At 50.1% G+C, this 18,453-nt stretch carries 21 protein-coding genes; 7 read left to right on the top strand and 14 right to left on the bottom strand.

The annotated features are described in order from the left end of the window. Positions 1-34: 34 nt before the first annotated feature. A complete protein-coding gene (locus KU854_RS20835; RefSeq protein ID WP_218360257.1) occupies positions 35-1,981 on the bottom strand; it encodes a PTS mannitol transporter subunit IICBA in 1,947 nt (648 codons plus the stop codon). A 577-nt stretch (positions 1,982-2,558) separates the two neighbouring features. On the opposite strand from KU854_RS20835, the gene KU854_RS20830 reads away from it, so the two are divergent. After that, positions 2,559-2,822 carry a DUF5062 family protein gene (locus tag KU854_RS20830; RefSeq protein ID WP_054780151.1) on the top strand — a complete coding sequence of 88 codons (264 nt, stop codon included), beginning with the start codon at positions 2,559-2,561 and terminating at the stop codon, positions 2,820-2,822. Between the two features lie 54 nt (positions 2,823-2,876). After that, positions 2,877-3,341 carry a DUF3429 domain-containing protein gene (locus KU854_RS20825; RefSeq protein ID WP_218360256.1) on the top strand — a complete coding sequence of 155 codons (465 nt, stop codon included), beginning with the start codon at positions 2,877-2,879 and terminating at the stop codon, positions 3,339-3,341. Between the two features lie 42 nt (positions 3,342-3,383). On the opposite strand, the gene KU854_RS20820 is transcribed toward KU854_RS20825, so the two are convergent. After that, on the bottom strand, positions 3,384-3,656 hold the full coding sequence (locus KU854_RS20820) for a hypothetical protein (protein WP_218360255.1): 273 nt from the start codon (positions 3,654-3,656) through the stop codon (positions 3,384-3,386). A gap of 121 nt (positions 3,657-3,777) precedes the next feature. Between KU854_RS20820 and KU854_RS20815 the strand changes: the two genes are divergently transcribed. Beyond that, complete coding sequence (locus KU854_RS20815) at positions 3,778-5,178, top strand: class II fumarate hydratase (protein WP_418885870.1); 1,401 nt, start codon at positions 3,778-3,780, stop codon at positions 5,176-5,178. A gap of 6 nt (positions 5,179-5,184) precedes the next feature. Here KU854_RS20815 and KU854_RS20810 read toward each other — a convergent pair whose 3' ends face one another. Further along, a complete protein-coding gene (locus KU854_RS20810; RefSeq protein WP_218360253.1) occupies positions 5,185-6,561 on the bottom strand; it encodes a GGDEF domain-containing protein in 1,377 nt (458 codons plus the stop codon). 192 nt (positions 6,562-6,753) lie between these two features. Then, entirely contained in the window at positions 6,754-7,197 is a 444-nt protein-coding gene (gene msrB, locus KU854_RS20805) for a peptide-methionine (R)-S-oxide reductase MsrB (RefSeq protein ID WP_218360252.1), read from the bottom strand. 151 nt (positions 7,198-7,348) lie between these two features. Here msrB and KU854_RS20800 point away from each other — a divergent pair, with 151 nt between their 5' ends. Together KU854_RS20800 and KU854_RS20795 are read left to right on the top strand one after the other, a co-directional pair. Further along, complete coding sequence (locus tag KU854_RS20800) at positions 7,349-8,002, top strand: hypothetical protein (RefSeq protein ID WP_255555666.1); 654 nt, start codon at positions 7,349-7,351, stop codon at positions 8,000-8,002. A gap of 82 nt (positions 8,003-8,084) precedes the next feature. Continuing rightward, the gene (locus KU854_RS20795) at positions 8,085-8,744 is read left to right on the top strand and encodes an HAD family hydrolase (RefSeq protein WP_218360251.1); all 660 of its coding nucleotides are present in this window, start codon (positions 8,085-8,087) and stop codon (positions 8,742-8,744) included. Positions 8,745-8,798: 54 nt separating this feature from the next. On the opposite strand, the gene KU854_RS20790 is transcribed toward KU854_RS20795, so the two are convergent. The 10 genes from KU854_RS20790 to KU854_RS20745 form a co-directional block, all read right to left on the bottom strand. Further along, positions 8,799-9,578: a hypothetical protein gene (locus KU854_RS20790; protein ID WP_054780142.1), complete on the bottom strand. Its 780-nt coding sequence runs from the start codon at positions 9,576-9,578 to the stop codon at positions 8,799-8,801. 84 nt (positions 9,579-9,662) lie between these two features. Beyond that, a complete protein-coding gene (locus KU854_RS20785; RefSeq protein ID WP_218360250.1) occupies positions 9,663-9,803 on the bottom strand; it encodes a hypothetical protein in 141 nt (46 codons plus the stop codon). Positions 9,804-9,805: 2 nt separating this feature from the next. Then, complete coding sequence (locus KU854_RS20780) at positions 9,806-10,678, bottom strand: lipase secretion chaperone (RefSeq protein WP_218360249.1); 873 nt, start codon at positions 10,676-10,678, stop codon at positions 9,806-9,808. A 17-nt stretch (positions 10,679-10,695) separates the two neighbouring features. Further along, on the bottom strand, positions 10,696-11,640 hold the full coding sequence (locus KU854_RS20775) for an esterase/lipase family protein (RefSeq protein WP_218360248.1): 945 nt from the start codon (positions 11,638-11,640) through the stop codon (positions 10,696-10,698). A 172-nt stretch (positions 11,641-11,812) separates the two neighbouring features. Further along, positions 11,813-12,883, bottom strand: a complete 1,071-nt coding sequence (locus tag KU854_RS20770; RefSeq protein WP_054780144.1) for a succinylglutamate desuccinylase/aspartoacylase domain-containing protein — start codon at positions 12,881-12,883, stop codon at positions 11,813-11,815. Further along, a complete protein-coding gene (gene rimK / locus KU854_RS20765; RefSeq protein WP_218360247.1) occupies positions 12,867-13,775 on the bottom strand; it encodes a 30S ribosomal protein S6--L-glutamate ligase in 909 nt (302 codons plus the stop codon). The genes KU854_RS20770 and rimK overlap by 17 nt, the downstream gene beginning before the upstream one ends. 13 nt (positions 13,776-13,788) lie before the next feature. Continuing rightward, entirely contained in the window at positions 13,789-14,271 is a 483-nt protein-coding gene (locus KU854_RS20760) for an ATP-dependent zinc protease family protein (RefSeq protein WP_054780146.1), read from the bottom strand. A 541-nt stretch (positions 14,272-14,812) separates the two neighbouring features. Next, entirely contained in the window at positions 14,813-15,301 is a 489-nt protein-coding gene (locus tag KU854_RS20755; protein ID WP_218360246.1) for a GNAT family N-acetyltransferase, read from the bottom strand. A 36-nt stretch (positions 15,302-15,337) separates the two neighbouring features. After that, positions 15,338-15,814, bottom strand: coding sequence for a GNAT family N-acetyltransferase (locus KU854_RS20750; RefSeq protein WP_218360245.1), 477 nt, complete (start codon positions 15,812-15,814; stop codon positions 15,338-15,340). A gap of 297 nt (positions 15,815-16,111) precedes the next feature. Beyond that, the gene (locus KU854_RS20745) at positions 16,112-16,984 is read right to left on the bottom strand and encodes a DMT family transporter (RefSeq protein ID WP_218360244.1); all 873 of its coding nucleotides are present in this window, start codon (positions 16,982-16,984) and stop codon (positions 16,112-16,114) included. Positions 16,985-17,098: 114 nt separating this feature from the next. On the opposite strand from KU854_RS20745, the gene KU854_RS20740 reads away from it, so the two are divergent. After that, positions 17,099-17,581: a MarR family winged helix-turn-helix transcriptional regulator gene (locus KU854_RS20740; protein WP_218360243.1), complete on the top strand. Its 483-nt coding sequence runs from the start codon at positions 17,099-17,101 to the stop codon at positions 17,579-17,581. 159 nt (positions 17,582-17,740) lie between these two features. Beyond that, entirely contained in the window at positions 17,741-18,154 is a 414-nt protein-coding gene (locus KU854_RS20735; protein ID WP_054780147.1) for a BLUF domain-containing protein, read from the top strand. The last annotated feature ends 299 nt before the right edge of the window (positions 18,155-18,453 follow it).

The raw sequence follows: 18,453 nt of genomic DNA, 5'->3' as shown, positions 1-18,453 counted from the left end.
AGCCAGAAACACTCTGGCTCCAATCTTCCGGGGCTTACGCGGCCTCGGTCGCAGACAGAATTTCCAGAACTTCATCGATGCTTCCCGTCGAGGCGAGGCGGTCAATGGCGTCCGGGTCGTCCAGCGCGTTAGTGATGGCGGTGATGACCTGAATGTGCTCGTCGTTTTTGGCGGCAATGCCGATAACCAGTTTTGCAACGTCGTCATCGTCTTCGGTGAACTGCACGCCTTCTGGGTATTGGCAGATCACGATACCGGTTTTCTTCACTTTGTCTTTTGCTTCGATGGTGCCGTGCGGAACCGCGATGGATTCACCCAGGTAGGTGGAAACCAGCTTTTCGCGTTCAAACATGGCATCAACGTATTCTGGCTCGACGTAACCCAGCGCCACCAGTTGTTCACCGGCGTAGCGGATTGCATCTTGCTTGCTGCCAGCTTGCAGGCCAAGGTGAACGTTTTTGCGGTCTAGCTGGAATACCGGTGTTGGTTTTGGTTTCAGTGACTCGTCATTCGCTGCCAACAGTGGCTTTTTGATGTACTCAGGGTCGTTAGCGGCCTTTGGGCCTTGCGCTGCCATGAGTTGTGCAACCAGCGAGCTGTAAACTTCGCCGTCGAGGAAGTTTTTTAGCGAAATGTGGTGTGCATGCTCGGCGTGCTTGCGGGCACGGTCAGTCAGATCTGAGTGGGTGATCACGATATCAACGTCCTGTGGCAGGTTGTTGATAGCCACATTGGTCACTTTGATGTCTAAACCTGCATCCTGCACTTTTTTGCGCAGCAGGCCAGCACCCATGGCGCTTGAGCCCATACCAGCGTCACACGCTACGATGATGCTTTTCACGTTCGCCATGTCGATGCGTTTGTTTTGCTTTTCAGCGACCATGCCTTTTGAGGCAGCTTTCATGTCTTTCATTTGCGAGGTGGCTTTGGTCAGCGCATCGCTGTCGCCTTCTTCATCTTCTGTGCGTTGTGCTTTCAGCAGCAGGGAAGCGACGAAGAATGACACGCCGGTTGCACCTGCGACAGAGAGCAGCACACCCACCAGAGAGCTTTTCGGTGTCATCAGCAGGATAGCGAAGATAGAGCCTGGAGATGCTGGAGAGACCAGACCTGCGTTAAAGAGAGTCAGGATAAACACGCCAGTCATACCGCCTGCGATGGTCGCCAGCAACAAGCGCGGGTTCATCAGCACGTACGGGAAGTAGATTTCGTGGATACCACCGAAGATCTGGATGATAGACGCGCCACCCGCAGTTTGTTTCGCGGTGCCTTTACCGAAGAACATGTACGCCAGCAGTACACCAAGACCTGGACCCGGGTTCGCTTCAATCAGGAAGAAGATAGATTTGCCGGTTTCCGCTGCCTGTTGGATACCCAGCGGCGAGAAGATGCCGTGGTTGATCGCGTTGTTCAGGAACAGGATTTTCGCTGGTTCAACAAGGATAGAGGTCAATGGCAGCAAGTGCGCTTCAACCAGGAAGTTAACGCCGGAAGCCAGCACGTTGGAGACGATTTTGACAAATGGGCCAATCAGGAAGAAGGCAACAATCGCACACAACATACCAATGATGCCGGAGGAGAAGTTGTTAACCAGCATCTCGAAGCCGCTTTTAACGCGACCTTCCATGTATTTGTCGAAGGTTTTGATGGCGAGGCCACCCATTGGGCCAACAATCATGGCACCCATAAACATAGGAATGTCGGAGCCGACAATCACACCCATGGTGGTGACTGCGCCCACAACCGCGCCACGCTCGCCGCCAACAAGGCGTCCGCCGGTGTAACCGATAAGCAGTGGCAGTAGGTAGGTGATCATAGGGCCAACCAGTGCTGCCAGCGTTTCGTTAGGCCACCAACCGGTTGGAATGAAAAGGGCTGTGATTATCCCCCAGGCGATAAACGCGCCAATGTTGGGCATAACCATATTTGAGAGAAAACGACCAAAATTTTGTACTTTGATCTTCGCATCTGGTGATATCATAAGTGTACCCGTCTGAAGTTTCTTTAGATTCGTGTGGAGCGGTTCGCCAAAACCGCTGGTTTGTTTTTGCACAACTACAAATTACCACACTCTTTTCTAAAGGCATTGATGACGGGTTTTTTGTGACCAATGTCACTTAAATCTCGCGCTTCCCGCCGCAAAAAGTGAGAGCAATCCCACATTTCTCGTGTAGTTTTCTTTCAAATTGCAATAATCTTAAAAGTCAATTCTTTTCTGTTAATTTAAGTTTGCTTAATGTCACGAATTTGTGATTAGCGATCGTGATATTTATTGTGATTGTGATCACTAATTGGCGTAAATGTCGCCGTTGACGGAAATTTAAAGTGATCTAAGGCACACTTAAATTGTTATTTGCTGAGGCGAATTAATTGACATCACTCGCATTGAGTCGTTGTGTAATTTTTGTACATGACAGGAGTGTGATCAGGCACGTTCTTTTTGCAGCACATCGCAACCGTGAAAGTGTGCGTTTGAATCTGTTTGAAACGTGCTTTTTGAGACCTTTTATTCCAGTGCGTTCTGCTATGCTGGCAAAAATGATGGCTGGAGTCCTTACATGAAAAAAATCAAACACGAAGCACAGTTGCTGAAGAAGGCACTGAGTATTGGTGAGCAGTATGCGAAAAAGCGTGGCTTTGCGACGTTTGATGAAGGGACGTCCAATAAGGTGAAAATTGAATGTATTTATCGCCTGTTAGTAGAGGACAAGGTGCTGACTCCATTAGCGTCTGATAAGGAGGATGGGCCAAACATGAAACACAAGCTGGTGCTTTGGATTCACAAGCAGTTGCCGGAAGGGCATCCATTGCTTCAGGACTGATCAATTCCCACACCGGTCGCGTACCGGGAACAAACGAATACAGCGAGTTGAACTATGAAAAAAACTGCGTTGATTTACGGTTGTCTGGGTCTTATCCCTTTTATTGCGTTTGGTGTTTTACTGCCGCTCTGGCCGGATGATTGGCATCACGGCTTGCTTTATGCCTTCAACAATTACAGCGCCATGATTCTGGCTTTCCTTTCCGGTGCGGTGTGGGGCATGACGATCAGCGGCGCCAAACCGGACAAATCCACTAATGGTCTGACAGTGGGGATTGTCTTTTCGCTGGTGGCCGTGGCTTCGTTAATGATGCCGCTGCCTTATTCTCTATATCTGCTTGTCGTGGCGTTTGTAGTGTTGTTGATTCTGGAAGTGGTACTGATGTTCAAGGGCATCTACCCGTTCTGGTACACCCTGATGCGGGCAGCGTTGACAGCAGTCGTGGTGATTTGTCACCTGTTTGTTCTTTACTGGCTGAACGACCTTACCACCTTTGGTATGCCCGTCGACCATATTTAACGTCAGCACCTGAAACGAAAAAACTCCCCGAGGGGAGTTTTTTTAATCGTCCAAATCACCCTGCCACGGCATTTCCGGCAGCATATCCAGATGTTCTTCGTAACGTTTCAGGTTGAACTCACCTTCGCCTTTTGCGACGTCATAAATCTCGACCATCAGCGCACAGGCAATGTACTCAAGCGCTTCTTCCTGCGTTGAACCTGTCATACGCAAGCGCATCAGCGTCTCTTTTACTTTCTTCGGGTTATTGTCTTCCAGTTGGTTCTCTACGATTTCGATGAGATTTTCACTGGTCAGGATATCGTCGTCATTCATTGCTCTGAGCCTTGCGTTTGCATGGAAATATGCGCGTTATGGTACGGCATCTTACCTACTACGCGCCACTGAGACAGCGTAATTTTATTTTCAAGTACATACTCATGTTGTAGCTCAGCAAATGGATCAGCGGATGAAAAACGAAACAACACGGATTGAAAAGGACAGCATGGGCGAAGTGGCTGTGCCACATCATATGTTGTACCAAGCGCAAACCCAGCGTGCCGTAAACAACTTCTCTGTCAGTGGCCGTCCCATGCCAGCGCCCTTTGTTCGTGCGCTGGCGATGGTGAAATACTGCGCCGCCAGCGTAAACACCAGCCTTGATTTGCTCGACCCCCAAATTGCACTGGCGATCACTGAAAGCTGCGATGAAGTGATTGGGGGCGATTATCTCGCTCACTTTCCTGTGGATGTCTACCAGACGGGCTCCGGTACCAGCTCCAACATGAACATGAATGAGGTGATTGCGACGCTGGCGACCAGCAAGTGTGGTACGACTGTCAGCCCGAATGATCATGTCAATATGAGCCAGAGCAGCAATGATTCCGTGCCGACCGCAATTCAAATCAGCGCAGTGCTGGAATGCGAAACCCGGCTGCTTCCCGCGATTGAAGTATTGATGGAAACCCTGCGCCGTAAAGAAGGCGAGGTAGGCCACATCGTAAAAACGGGGCGTACCCATTTAATGGATGCAATGCCGGTAACCTTCGGTCAGGAAATAGAAGCGTGGCGACGCCAGTTTGAGGCTTGCTCGCTGGGAATCACTTTTAGCCTTCATGGGCTAAAAAAGCTGGCACAGGGTGGCACAGCAGTCGGGACAGGTATTAACGCCCATCCCCAGTTTGCTTCTCTGTTTGCCACTGAGATTTCTGCCCTGACCGGCATCAGTTTTGAAGCCAACCCGCATCCGTTCAATGCCATGGGCAGTCAGGATGCGGTGCTGGCGTTATCTGGGCAGCTGAGAAACCTGGCAGTAGCCCTGATGAAAATCAGCAATGATTTACGTTGGATGAACTCCGGGCCACTGGCGGGGCTGGGGGAGATTGAACTGGAAGGGTTGCAACCGGGGTCGTCAATTATGCCGGTAAAAGTGAACCCGGTTATTCCTGAGTCAACGGCGATGATTGCCGCACAGGTGATGGGCAATGACGCCACCATTGGTATTGCGGCACAATCCGGTAACTTTGAGCTGAACGTGATGCTTCCGCTGCTTGCAGACAAACTGCTCGAAAGCATTAACCTGCTCAGCAATGGACTGGTGATGCTGGCTGAAAAAGCAGTTTCCAGCTTCACCGTCCGGGAAGACAGGGTTCAGGATGCTCTGGCGCGTAACCCGATTCTGGTGACGGCGCTCAACCCAGTGATTGGTTATTTGGAAGCGGCTCGGATCGCAAAGAAAGCCTATGCAGAAAACCGCGCCATCATTGATGTGGCGGAGGAAGAAACGGATATCCCCCGCGCTAAACTGGAAGCCCTGTTAAACCCTGGGCTGCTGACCCAGGGCGGCATTGCAGAATAAATGAATCTAGCCGATCAGGGTGCGGTTTCGCCCCTGTTCCTTGGCCTGATAGAGCAAGCTGTCGGCACGCCCCATCAGGGCATCTTTTGATTCTATGGGTTGGTATACCGCTGCGCCGATACTGAGGGTGACCGTTATATCGATCTCCCCAAAATGGAATACGTGTTTTTCACACTCCATCCTCAGCCTTTCAAGCGCGCGTTCAGCCTGCAGCTTATTTCCCCCGGGGAAGATAATGGCAAATTCCTCGCCGCCAACCCGGGCAACAATATCTGAATCTCTTACCGCTTCCTGCATCAGCACGGCAATTTGTGCCAGCACTCTGTCACCGGTAGCATGACCATAGTTGTCGTTCACGGACTTAAAGTGGTCGACGTCAATCATAGCAACCACCAGTCTCTGATCTCCGATTTCTGTATGGTGGAAGATCCTGGCGAGTTCGGGGAAAAAGGCGTAGCGGTTGGGGAGGCCGGTGAGTTGGTCGGTACGTGCCTTGGACTGCCAGATATCCCGTGAGCGGGAAACCATGTGTAATCGCCTGACATGCAAACCGATGGAAAGCGGTGTGATGATGCTGACCAATACAAAGGTAAGCAGAGAAGTGTGTCCTTCCAGTTTATCGGGCAGATCAAACGGGCCCAGATTGTAGGGAGCGATAAAGGACACAATCAGCCCCATACCAAACAGCGCCGCCAGTGCCGCCAGTTCTTCGCCTCTAAATGCCAATAACACCGGAATAATGGGGCCGACAAAGATAAGGCCGGGAACAAACACAAACGCCACAAACGTCAGCAGCAAATAAAGCGTAATGAGTAACAGGTTTCGTGCTGAGAAATACTGCAACGGTTTTTCTGTCGCAATCCAGAGGTGATAAAAGGGCACAACCAAAAGAATACTGAGCGTGTAAATAGAGGTCAGCTCATAGACATCATATAGATAGCCGTCGATACCGTTGTAGAAGCCGTAAAGTGAATCGGAGGCTGCTATCAAGGCAAACAGCAAACCGGGGAAAATGCCGATCAGGAGAACAAACTGAATGAGGCTTTCGAACGTGAGGCCGCCAGGGTTAAACAGTTGGCGCCAAAGGTAGGCGGAAAGGTAGCTGGCAAATGGCACCAATGCCCCCGTGATGAAAGCGGGCAGTAGCGGCATATCCGGTTCCCAACGGTAGATAGCGGCGGTGTAGGCAATGGAAGAGGCGGCAATCAATGTAAACAGCGCATGCTTGCCACCATAGAGGCAGCCTATCATGCCAATGCCGGAAGCGACGCTGATTTGGACGATATTGGTTTCATGAAAGCTGAACGGTGCAGATCCCAGATAGGAAACCAGAAAATACAAAGTAACGAGTGCAGTTATCCAGAGGTTAGAACCACGAACCATACGTTGGTAAACCTCCAAATATTTTTAGATTGAACACATTTATCTCCCAAGTATTGTGTCGGCGGGTACAAAATTCACGGAATAGGGGGAATTTGTTTGCTGTCAGACGGGGTTTGTCGGGGTTGTCATACAACGATGAGGAAAAGGCCAGCAGTCTTTATGTCGGGTGCGCCGGCACCCGACATAAAGTGGCTATTTCTGTTTAGCCAGCGCGATAGCGTTAATGCAGTAACGCAGTTTTGTGGGTAGCGGCCCGTCAGGAAAAACATGTCCCAGGTGGGCGTCACACACATTGCAGGTCACTTCCACGCGCGTCATGCCGTGGGAAATATCCATGTTGTAGGCGACGACGTTGTCTTCCAATGGCGCAGTAAACGATGGCCAGCCAGTCCCTGAATCAAACTTTTCCTGTGCGTTGAAAAGAGGTGTGTGGCAACAGACGCAGGCGTAAATGCCGGGCTCAAACAGCGCACACATTTCAGAGCTGAAAGGACGCTCGGTGCCATGCTTGCGCGTCACGTAAAATTCTTCGCTGCTCAGCTCGGCCTGCCATTGCGCCTCAGATTTTTCAACCCGACGCGGAGGTTCAGGGTTACCTTTTTTGGCTGTATTCAGAACAGTTTCCCAGTTAAGCATGGTGTTCACCTTATGGTTATTAACATCGGCCAGTGACCAATTTGTCTCCAGCGGGGTAATTGACCGACCAACCTTGGTTTCCCTTTCACTGTGTTTGCATGATTAACCTAACTATCGGGAACCCATACAGTTTATGTACTAAGGTTGAGGCATGAGATTGCAAAACTTCTGCCAAAATAGACATTCTGGTCTTCCACCGGGACGTGTTCTCCGCGCACTGCGAGGTGGCGTGCTGTTGCTGTGTCTGACTATTGTGGTGGGCTGTTCACGTTCCGGATCAGGATCTGATACGCCATCGGATATGTCCGAGATCAATGCCGATCAAGTGTTGTTGGTGGGATCCATCTCCCGCCTGAAAGCCGTCACGGCTTCAGCGCTGAAAGAAGAAACGGACAACTTCATCCCTTTTGACCGTGAACGGGTGCTGCTTTGGCTGAAACCGTTAAAGCAGCAAGCCAAGGAAGGGGAGCGTCTGGGGCTTTTGGTGGACTGGGGGCGCGTATACTTCTTTGCGGTACCCAAAACCTCCATGCGGCTGACTGAACTGGAAAGGGCGTATTACGAGGATGAAGCGCTGCAATACCGCCCCTTGGGCTTACCTGAGCCGATGCGGTATCTGGTGCGGGTGGATGACAGGGTGGTTTACATTGGCCATTTACGGCTGTATGTGAATGAGTTTGATGATGTGGTGGCAGTGGAAGTCGTGGACGATGCCAAGTCTGCAAAACAGACCATTGAAACGCAGTTTGGCGAAGGGTTGAGATTCCGGGTTTCCCTGCTTACTCCTGAAGAATATTTACGCTGACGTCCCACTTCGCAGGGATGTGTCATGAAACTGCGGTAATGCTGTGACAAGATACGTCTTTCACCTGTGGAAAGGACATCCCATGGCTTCACACCTCGCCGTATTTGACCTTGATGAAACGCTTGTCGCGGGTGATTCAATGTCGCGCTGGCACCAATATTTGGCTGATAAAGGATTTGCCGATTCTTCGTTTGTCACCCGTGATATCGAATACATGCATGATTACACCGCCGGTACTCTCAATCTGGATGACTACCTCGCATTCAGTCTCTCACCCTTATCTACCCACTCATACAAAGATGTGAAAACGCTGGCGTCACATTGTGTGAAAAGCCGTATGCTTCAGCATGTTTTCCCCCAGGCCCGTGAGCGCATTGCCGAGTTGAAAAAGGAAAAAGCCACGGTTGTGATTGTCTCTGCGTCACTGTCGTTTCTGGTGATTCCGCTGGCAAAACAGCTGGGGGCCGATTTTGCTATGGGTATCGATTTGGTGGTCGAGAACGATCATTTCCAGCCTGTGACGGACGGGATCCCAACGTTCAGGGAAGGCAAAGTGCAGCGGCTGGCACAGTGGATAGCCGCACAACCCCATGATTTTGACCACGTCAGTTTTTACACAGACTCTATCAATGATTTGCCGATGTGCCTGTTTGCCGATGAAGTGTTGGTGGTAAATCCTTGTCCTCAGCTTTTCAAAAAAGCGGGGGAGTACCAGTGGCCTGTACTGCGTTGGGGGCGATAGAAAACAAAAAAAGCACCCTGAGCAGGGTGCCTTGAATTCGCGAGAGAAGCGCAATTAGTGCTGAACTGGTGTGCTGATATGCAGTGTTTTGTTCAACGTAGTGGTGTTTGGCTCCAGCTCAAAGTTCCAGTTGCCTACGATTGGCGTGTGGTAACCACCTTCAACAATAAACTCGACCGTTTTGCTGGTCTTGTTCCAAATCTTCACCAAACCGGAAATATTGCTGGTGCGAATAATGCTGTGTGCGATTGGGTCTGAACAGCCTGGTAAGAACTCACCGTCATTCAGTGTGATCTTGTAAAGCGTACGGTTTGAGTCGATCAGGAAATCTTCAGTTTTCACGCTATTCACGTTCAGGCTGGCGATTTTGTTTGCCTCTGGATCTGGCGTGTCTGGCGGTGTTACGTCAATTTCTACAGGGATACGGATAGTCATATCGTGATCAGTAGAAAGCACGCTTTTATCAAGTGTGAAGTCAATGAAGTTCACTGCGCGGTGGTCGAGTTCACCGGAAATGCGATAGCTAATGGTGTTTGCACTTGCGCGGTAAGGGCGGACAACATTGTGCGTAGAAAGGGTAGTCGCGTCGCGCAGTGTGTTTACGTTCGTGGTGTTTAACGTAGCGCCTTGCAGCTCAACATGCAGTTGGAAGCCGTAAAGAATGTGCTGGTAAGGCAGAATATCATAGTTCACTTTGATGCTTGGTACGCTGATGCCGTAACGCTCGGCGTCTTGCACAGAAAGCGTATATTCGTGAGCCATCGCTGGCTGAGCCACACCGAGAGACAACGCAGAAGCAATAAATACGGCCGTAAGCGACTTATTGATTTTCATGATCACACCTTTGTTTGGGATTGATTATTTTAATTGGAGAATCCGATCGGGAAATTGCGGTAAAACCCTTGATTTGGCAAGGTTTTATAGTGGTGTGATCTTAGATATGAGACGTTGCTGCAAGATGTTGTCAGGCAGTGGCTGCGCTACCCAAATTGCCATTGAAGCAATCTCATACACTTTGGTGTGGTGGGTGTTACCCGAAGCGGTGTTTGTAAAATCCATGGCTAGCTTTTTGTTTGTGTCAGCTGCATTGCATCCAGGGCTTCGACCCGGCGATGTTGATCCTCGCCGAAGTAACTTTTCCGCAGCGTCTGAAGGGCGTCTTCGCGCTCGTGATCGGTGAGATGGTCTTGCCCTAATAATGTTTCCCGCTCTATCAGGTAGCTGGAATAGCCTTGCTGGAAGGCGGCTTCTTCCTGCTCATAAGCTTGTAAGCGCAGGGCTGCTTCTTCCCCGATCAAAGCAACAACCTGCGAATGACTTGCCGGTTCTTCTCTGTTTTTGAGCGTATTCAGGTGACTGATGAGCGCGGCATTGCGGTAACTCTCTTTCGTGTCTGGCGGTAACCTGTCGAGCTCTGCCTGCCAGAGTGCCTGTTTGCTTTCCGGATCCAGTCCCAGATCGTCAAGTTCCAGCTTTCGGATGGCCATTTCCCTTGTCAGGTTTTCCTCGTAAAACAGGCGTTGCTGTTCACCTTCCGTGAAATGGGCAGATTGAAGCGCTTTCTTTTGCCCGTGCAGGGTGGTGAGAAGATCGACATTGATCTCTTCGTAGGAAGGTGTGGGCAATTCACTGAGTGCCTGGCGGTATTTTTGGTATTTCTCAAACAGCGTCTGTTGCTGTTCGCCGAAACTGAGCGTGTTGGCAAAGCGGGCATACTGCACTTGAATATCATCCAATGAACGTTCACCCAAGGTGGAAAGGAAATACTCAAAAGTATCGCGGTCTGAAGCGATATCGACCTGCGTTCCCTGCTGGGATTGGACGTTTGGCGTAGAAGGGGACGGCTTGCCTTCCAACAGATAAACCGTAGCGGCGAACAACACACCAGCAGCCAAAACTGTCGCAACTTTTAGGTGGGAAAGATGGATTAGCATGTGTTCGCCTCCTTGCTTTAAAGTCCCTGACGCTTTAGACGGTTGGCGTGCTGGCGGTAAAGTGTCACCGGATCAGTCTCAAACAGATCATGCAGGCCGAACACTTGGTTCACCTCATCCAGATGGTTCATGCGGTAGTCACTGCGGATCACTTTACCTAAATGAGTCGAGCAGCGGCCAACCAGTCCATCGTTCGGCTCAGAAAAGAACAGGCCGGTGGCAAACAGCACTGGATCACTGATATCCGCCACGTTGGTCACTGTCTGGGAGCCCGACCATGAATAGTAATAGACCCCATTGGCTGCGCGGTAATCGCCTTCGCCACAGCGGGTGGCAGGCACTCCCTCAGGATATTTTTGGTTAAATTTGCGCAAACCCTCTGTAGTTAGGGATGTCAGAGACGCTAAAGGATCCTGCGCAAGCTGGCTGCCGCCTGAAAGGACACTGATCAAGCCGGAAAGTGCGTTGGCAGCGCTCACGGCCAGTGCCTCACCGGCAGAGCCCGGTGGGAAGGTACTTCTTACCGTGTCGGCAAACTCAGAGCCTTTGTTTACGCCGCCCACACTGGTGACAGATGCAATGTACTGCGGTGCAACTGAAGCAACATAGCGCGCTGTCGGGCTGCCATGGCTGTGACCAATCAGGTTCACTTTTTGTGCGCCGGTAACGGCCAACACCCACCGTACCTGCTGTAAAAGCTGTTCTCCGCGCAGTTCAGAGCTGTTGGTTGCCGACACTTGCGCAACAAAGACTTTTGCGCCGCTTCGTGTCAGCGCCTGGGGGATGCCATAGAAGTAATCAAGGCCAGCAATGCTGTCGAAACCAAATAGGCCGTGGACGAGCACGATAGGGTATTTGGTTTCCGTGTAGCCAGTGGTGGTAATGCCGGATGTGGTCGAGCTAGCCAGTGCCGAAAAGGGTGCTGTTATCGTCACTAGAAGCGCAAAAATGATTCCTTTCATCTCGATATCCTTCTGGTCAGTCCTCTGATGTCGATTTGATTCTAGACAGCGAGATCCTAAAAGAAGAGTGTCAAAAATGAGATTGTAATATTTGTGTTTCTGAAAGGTTAAATAATGTGTGAGCGATCAAAAAAAGAGCGCAACGCGCTCCTTTTTTGGCGGGGTGGTGGGCTTACGCCACGCCAATACCCCATTTTATTTCGTTGTTGGAATCATCCACCACTTCATCCAGGTAGTTTTCTACCTGCTGCTCAACATGCTTGTCTGGCTCTTCGAAGAACGCAATGTGATAAATCGCGTCGCCTTCGTTAACCAGTGGCAGGGTTTGCTGACCAATGATGATACCGCCTTGTGGCGCGTAGATTTGGATCTCTTCGCTGCCGACTGGACTGCTGATCGATGCCAGAGACTGGCCTTTGCTGACACGTTGGCCCAAAGACACGTGTGAACGCAGGATACCGTCCGCTTCAGCACGAACCCAACGGGTCGCGCGGGCGATAACAGGCTCTACGGCGGTCTTACGGCTGCTGCTCTTGCGGATCATGCCAAGGAATTGCATAACGCGCTTCACGCCTTTCACACCCGCGGTGATTGCGTACGGTTCAAAACGCAATGCTTCGCCCGCTTCATAGGTGATGACAGGAATACCGATCTTCTCAGCCTCTGAACGAAGCGAGCCTTCACGCAGTGCAGCATCAATAACCACAGGTGTACCAAAGGCAATGGCCATGTCATTGGTCTGTTCGTTATCAAGGTTTGCACGGATTTGCGGGAGGTTGGTGCGGTAGATGGCAGCGGTGTGCAGGTCAACAATGTGGGTACAACGGCGAACGATCTGTTCAAAGATCTGGTAAGCCATGCGGCCGGCAATTGACCCACGCTCAGAACCTGGGAAACAGCGGTTCAAGTCGCGGCGGTCAGGAAGGTAACGTGATTTGTGAATGAAGCCGAACACGTTAACCACAGGGATCGCGATAATGGTGCCTTTCAGTGTGGCCGGGTTGATGCTTTCCAGCACCTGACGCACAACTTCAACGCCATTCAGCTCGTCGCCATGGATAGCCGCGTTAATCATCATAACAGGGCCGGGCTTCTTACCGTGAAGCACTTCCGCTGTCACTGACAGCGGAGAGTGGGTGTACAGTTTTGCAACCTCAAATTCAACGCTTGCACGTTGACCTGGCGGGATGGTCACCCCGCCAATTTCGAATGCTTTATTTTTGTTGTTATTGGCTTTTGACACGTGTCCTTGTCCTCGGAGAAGAGACTATTTTCTCTATATGGTCAATGATCATCCCTGCCACGTCTTTACCGGTAGCAGTTTCGATCCCTTCTAGACCTGGTGAGGAGTTCACTTCCATCACCAGAGGCCCGCGCTCTGAGCGCAGCAAATCAACGCCTGCAACGTGAAGGCCCATCGCCTTGGCTGCTGCAATCGCTGTTTTACGTTCTGCTGGGGTAATGCGAACCAGTGACGCACTGCCACCGCGGTGTAGGTTCGAACGAAACTCACCTGGTAGCGCCTGGCGTTTCATCGCCGCGATCACTTTGTCGCCGATAACGAAACAACGAATATCCGCACCGCCAGCTTCTTTAATGTATTCCTGCACCATGATGTTGGCTTTCAAGCCCATGAATGCTTCGATAACACTTTCTGCCGCTTTGCGGGTTTCTGCCAGAACCACACCAATACCTTGAGTACCTTCAAGCAGTTTGATAACAACCGGTGTACCACCAACCATGCCCAGCAGGTCTTTAATATCACCCGGTTTGCTCGCAAAACCTGTGATTGGCATACCAATATTCTTACGGGACAGTAACTGGAGTGAACGCAGTTTGTCGCGTGAGCGTGAGATCGCAACGGAATCGTTTACAGTGTAAACACCCATCATCTCGAACTGACGCAGCACGGCACAGCCGTAGAAAGTCACTGATGCACCGATACGTGGGATCACGGCATCAAAACCCACCAGATCTTCACCCATCAGGTGAATAGACGGTTGGGTCGAGTTGATGTTCATGTAGCAACGCAGCGCATCAATGATTTTGTATTCGTGACCACGTTGCTCACAAGCTTCAATCAGGCGACGGGTGGAGTATAGGTTTGCGTTGCGAGAGAGAATTCCAATTTTCATATAAATAACCTTGTTACGCCTGAACGAGGAAAGATTGTACCGGATCGACCATCAAGCGATTTTCCATCGCAGTGCGGCCCAGCAGCATTCTAAATACCATGTTGTCTCGAGCGGTCAGCGTCATTTCAATAGGGTATGACAACTCACCGATGACAAACGTGGTCTCAATTACATATCGGAGCGTTTCGTGACCGCCAGAATCGCGCACTGTACGCATGTCGACAACTTTCGCGTGACACTCTTTCTCAGTCACACTGTCATCCTGGATTGGGTGAATCATAAACTTCACCCATTTCTCGCCGTCTTTTTCGTATTCTTTAATGCCGAAAGTGTGTAGGCAAGACGTTCTTGCGCCGGTATCGACTTTTGCTTTAATTGCTGAGATACCCAGATCTGGTAAGGCAACCCATTCCCGCCAGCCAACAAGCAATCTGTCATTTGTAGATGCTTGGATAGTCCCCTCGACTGCTGGTCGAGCTGTGTTTTTGTCAGTCATTGCTGTCAATGCCCCAGGTAGTGAATTTCGTACGGATGGAGTGAGCGCACCAATCGTTGACACTAACTCAAGTAAAACGATAGCTGTTTTGTGAGAATCTTCTGCTCACAATTATAAGAACTGATTGAATAATCAACACTATCGTTTCCGCCAACCCTCTATTTTTAAAGGCTGGTAGAGCCAACACACGGCTATTCGCATACGTTGACTTACAAACTCCGGCGGCGCACTTCATCATCCACTTACTCAGCACCGCACCAAAGAGCGCGCAAGTTACAGCTTTGAGAAGTAAGCGACAAATCAATTTATGAATTGTCACGATGAAAATTACTTATCGACTTGGAGTGGCAAACTCACAGAAATTCATGTGTTTGCTTAAAATATATGCAGGGGATGAATAGTTAACGAATGCGGCTGGAAAATTGTTTCTTCCCGGCGTTGTTAAATAAGCCGACACGCCAGTATTCCTTGATGATAGCTTCGCGATGATAGCACCTTTGGCGTGTTGGTGGGTTTTGACAACGGTTTTTGTCTGCCCGGACTAGACGGCGATAGAATGAAGCGGGTGCCAGGTGTTCTCACGCCGCCATTCACAGAGGACATCAACCATTCCTTCTTCGTTATCATGAAGGCCTGTGCGTCGTTCGACAAATCCATGTTTCTGCCAGAATTTTCGGGCAATTGCGTTCACTTCAAAGGTGTATAACGTCAAGCTGTCGCCCGCCGTATCCTTTACGATTTCCACCAGGGAAGAACCTATCCCTTGATGTTGGTACCCAGGGTGGACATAGAGCTGGCTGATCTGTGTGTCGTCAGCGGCGATCATCCCCAACACCATTTCAGAGCGACGTTCTACGGCAAGATAAATGCGGTGGGTGGCGGCAAGTATACGGTTGAGGAAGTACCGGTGTGCTTCAATATCATGCATCTCAGGCATGCCGAGGGCGAGCTCTTTGCTGGCTCGCCACATGGCAATTGTCTGTTCTGTGTAGCGTGGATGGTAATCGATTATTTCTATTCTATTGTTCATAAGCACGGCGTAATCAACGTTTTCCTTAACGTGGGATCAGAGAGCCGGACTGAACTGTTGCAATACACGTGTATAGAAGATGCTGTTAGGGTCTTCTACATAATCGGCAAACGGCGCACAAGCTTCGAAGCCAAAACGCTCATAAAGACGATGCGCTGGCTGAAATTCTGGTTCAGTTCCTGTCTCTAAACTTAGACGTGCATATTGTCGTCTGCGTGATTCTTGTAAAATATGTGCGAGCAAGTTCGCAGCTACGCCACGTCGTATGAATTTTTCCGCCGTTCTCATTGACTTTATTTCGCCATGGTTATTGCTAAGTTGCTTTAACGCACCGCATCCTGCCAATTCTCCTTCGATCCAGGCGCTCCAAATAGTGACATCCGGCGCACGCAACGCGCTGATATCCAGAGCGTGAACACTTTCAGGCGGGCTAATCTCATGCATATTGCTCAAGTGATTCAGCAAGAACTGTTGGATTTCTTTTCCGCTAAGGTCATCGATACGTATTTCCATGATCTCTCCCTCGAAACAAAGGCAACCTCGTGCCTGAACGCCATATCCGGATTGAATGGGCAATTCATCATTAAGCACACAGTTTCGGTGCTCTTCAAGATGTCGCAATTTTGTTAAAAGGAATGCTGTGCGCTTTGCTTTTGGATGAATTGACTGGAAGTGTTGGATAGCTCAGTAGGGGAGCGAGGTCAGAAAACTTCGGGGGAGCATTATCAGTTGGTCAGGGGGAATGTGACAATTCAGGTTTGTGACTTCAAATATTAGATTTGCTTCATAGTTTCGATAACAAAAAGCCCCTCAGAGGGGCTTTAAAGCGGGTGAATAGTGGGCGGTGCGTTTTGCTTTGCGTTTCACCTTCATCATCAAAAGAAGGCTTAGCAGCACAAGGCCAATCCCAATCCACTGGTATAAACCCAGGCTTTCGTTGACCAGCCATATCCCCAGTGCGACGGCAGCGACAGGGTTGAGCATGCTGATCATCGCCATGCTGTCAGGCCCGATACGTTTGATTGAACGTGAGAATGCCCAGTAAGCGAATGCAGTGTTCAGCAAGCATATCCACACCAGACCCGGGATTTCATTTGCCGTGATGGCTTTGGGTGCACCTTCCATCCAGTAGGCGACCGGTAACAGCATCAAGCCGCCCAGGGTCAGTTGCCAGGCTGTCAGGCGGAATATGTCTGTCACTGGCCAGTTTTTCAGCCACAGGGATGCGCGTGCAACTAACGCGGTTGCCAGTAGTGCAGCCCCGGCGCCGACAGGGTCGATATCCGCGCTCGGATTAAGCAGCATCACAATACCGACAAGCCCCAGTATCGCCAGAAGCAACAGTTTCGGGTCTGGTCTTTTCCCTTCTACCAACCATTGAACAAACATCAGTTGCAGGGGCAGGGTTGCGCCCAGCGTACCCGCTACTGAGCCTGGAAGCCGGTAGGCAGCAATAAACAGAAGCGGGAAAAAGAGGGCAATGTTCAGGGTGCTCAACAACGTCATTTTTCCCCAAGGCAGCGGAGGGCGACCCGGTTTGAGCATCAACAGTAACAGACCCGCTGGCAGTGCGCGGAACACAGCAACCCAGAATGGCGTCATATCATGCAGAAACAGGCTGACGGCAGAGTAAGTGCTCCCCCACAAGATAGGTACCAGCGCTGCAATAAAATAGTTAGCCATAGCGAGCCTTTGTCTTTCATGAAAGTATCTTTTCTAAAAGATAAAATATTCGCATTCTATCTTTTGATCAAGTATCTTTCTGAAAAGATATTTTCTGATGAGTTAGCAGACCGGATGAAAGCAGACCATGTCGATAGCATTCTGGCGCAGTGGAAAGAGCGGCGCCCGGATTTAGATTGTTCACCAATGGGCGTTATTGGCCGGTTGGGAAGAGCGACCCAGCTGATCACGCCCAGGCTTGAAAAAGCCTTTAAGGCCTATGACCTCAGCAATATAGAGTTTGATATTCTTGCCTCACTACGCCGCGCAGGCGTTGCCGTAACCCCAACGGATTTGTACCAGACCCTGATGCTCTCATCCGGTGCGATGAGCACGCGCCTTGATGGTCTGGTGAAGCGGGGACTGGTAGAGCGTCACGCCAGCGAAACCGACCGCCGCAGTTGTCTGGTCACGTTGACGGAAAAAGGTATCGCCGTGATTGACGAAGCCGTAGAAGCCCACGTTGAGAATGAACGCCAAATCCTCAAAGCCTTAAATGAAGATGAACAGGCACAGCTCGCTGCTTTACTTAGGAAATGGTTGGCAGCTAACGAGTAGCTGCAGAGCAGAAGGGCTGGTTTGGGGCAATGGCACGAACTTGTACATGGCTTTCTCAAGAAAACTCAAAAATGAGACTAATTCTCATCCTTCATCTATAACTAAATGAATACCCAAACAGCACGGACAATGTCATTACAGTTAGTGGAGGATTGAATCATGATTCGAGTGATTTATGCGAGTTCTGCAACCGCTGAATTTGGAGAGTCAGAGTTGATGAAAATCTTGGGCAAAGCACGCGCCAACAATGAACCTTCTGGGATCACGGGGTTGCTGCTGTATTCAAAGGGAAACTTTTTCCAAGTATTGGAAGGAGAGGAAAGCGATATCGACCAGATTTGGCCAAAAATCAATGCCGATGAAAGGCATACTGGCGTCATCGTGCTGGATAAGTCCGAGATTGATGAGCGCGCTTTTTCAGGCTGGTCGATGGGGTTCAGGAACCTGGAAACATTTGACAAGTCTGTGTTGCGTGGATACAGCGATATTCTGGACAACCCACTTTCGCCCGAGCAATTCAAATCGAAAGGGAGTGAAATCGTCGGACTCATTGAGCAATTTCGCTCGCTTTAAAAGTGTTCTTGCTAACAGCAAAAATTTCCCTCACCAAATCAACCACAAATAAGAAACCTTTTGCATGTCTTAATTACGATGCAAAAGGTTTCTTCTGTTAAACAGTACTATCTAAGTACCACCTCATTTGGCACAACCATTTCAGATGCTTGATCATTTTGTCGGTTCTATGTCTAGGGGCTGTTGACCTTTGGTGATGATTTTTGCAGCAGTTTGTGGGGATTTTATGCAAGGCAGAAGCTTCGATGTGTAGCTAGCCTACATGAGACGCTGATAACGCAGCAGAAATTCCCCACAAA

This window comes from Enterovibrio paralichthyis, assembly GCF_019209835.1.
Taxonomy (GTDB): Bacteria; Pseudomonadota; Gammaproteobacteria; order Enterobacterales; family Vibrionaceae; genus Enterovibrio; species Enterovibrio paralichthyis.
Note: the sequence above shows the minus strand (reverse complement) of the source record. Positions and strands in the feature narration are given on the sequence as shown.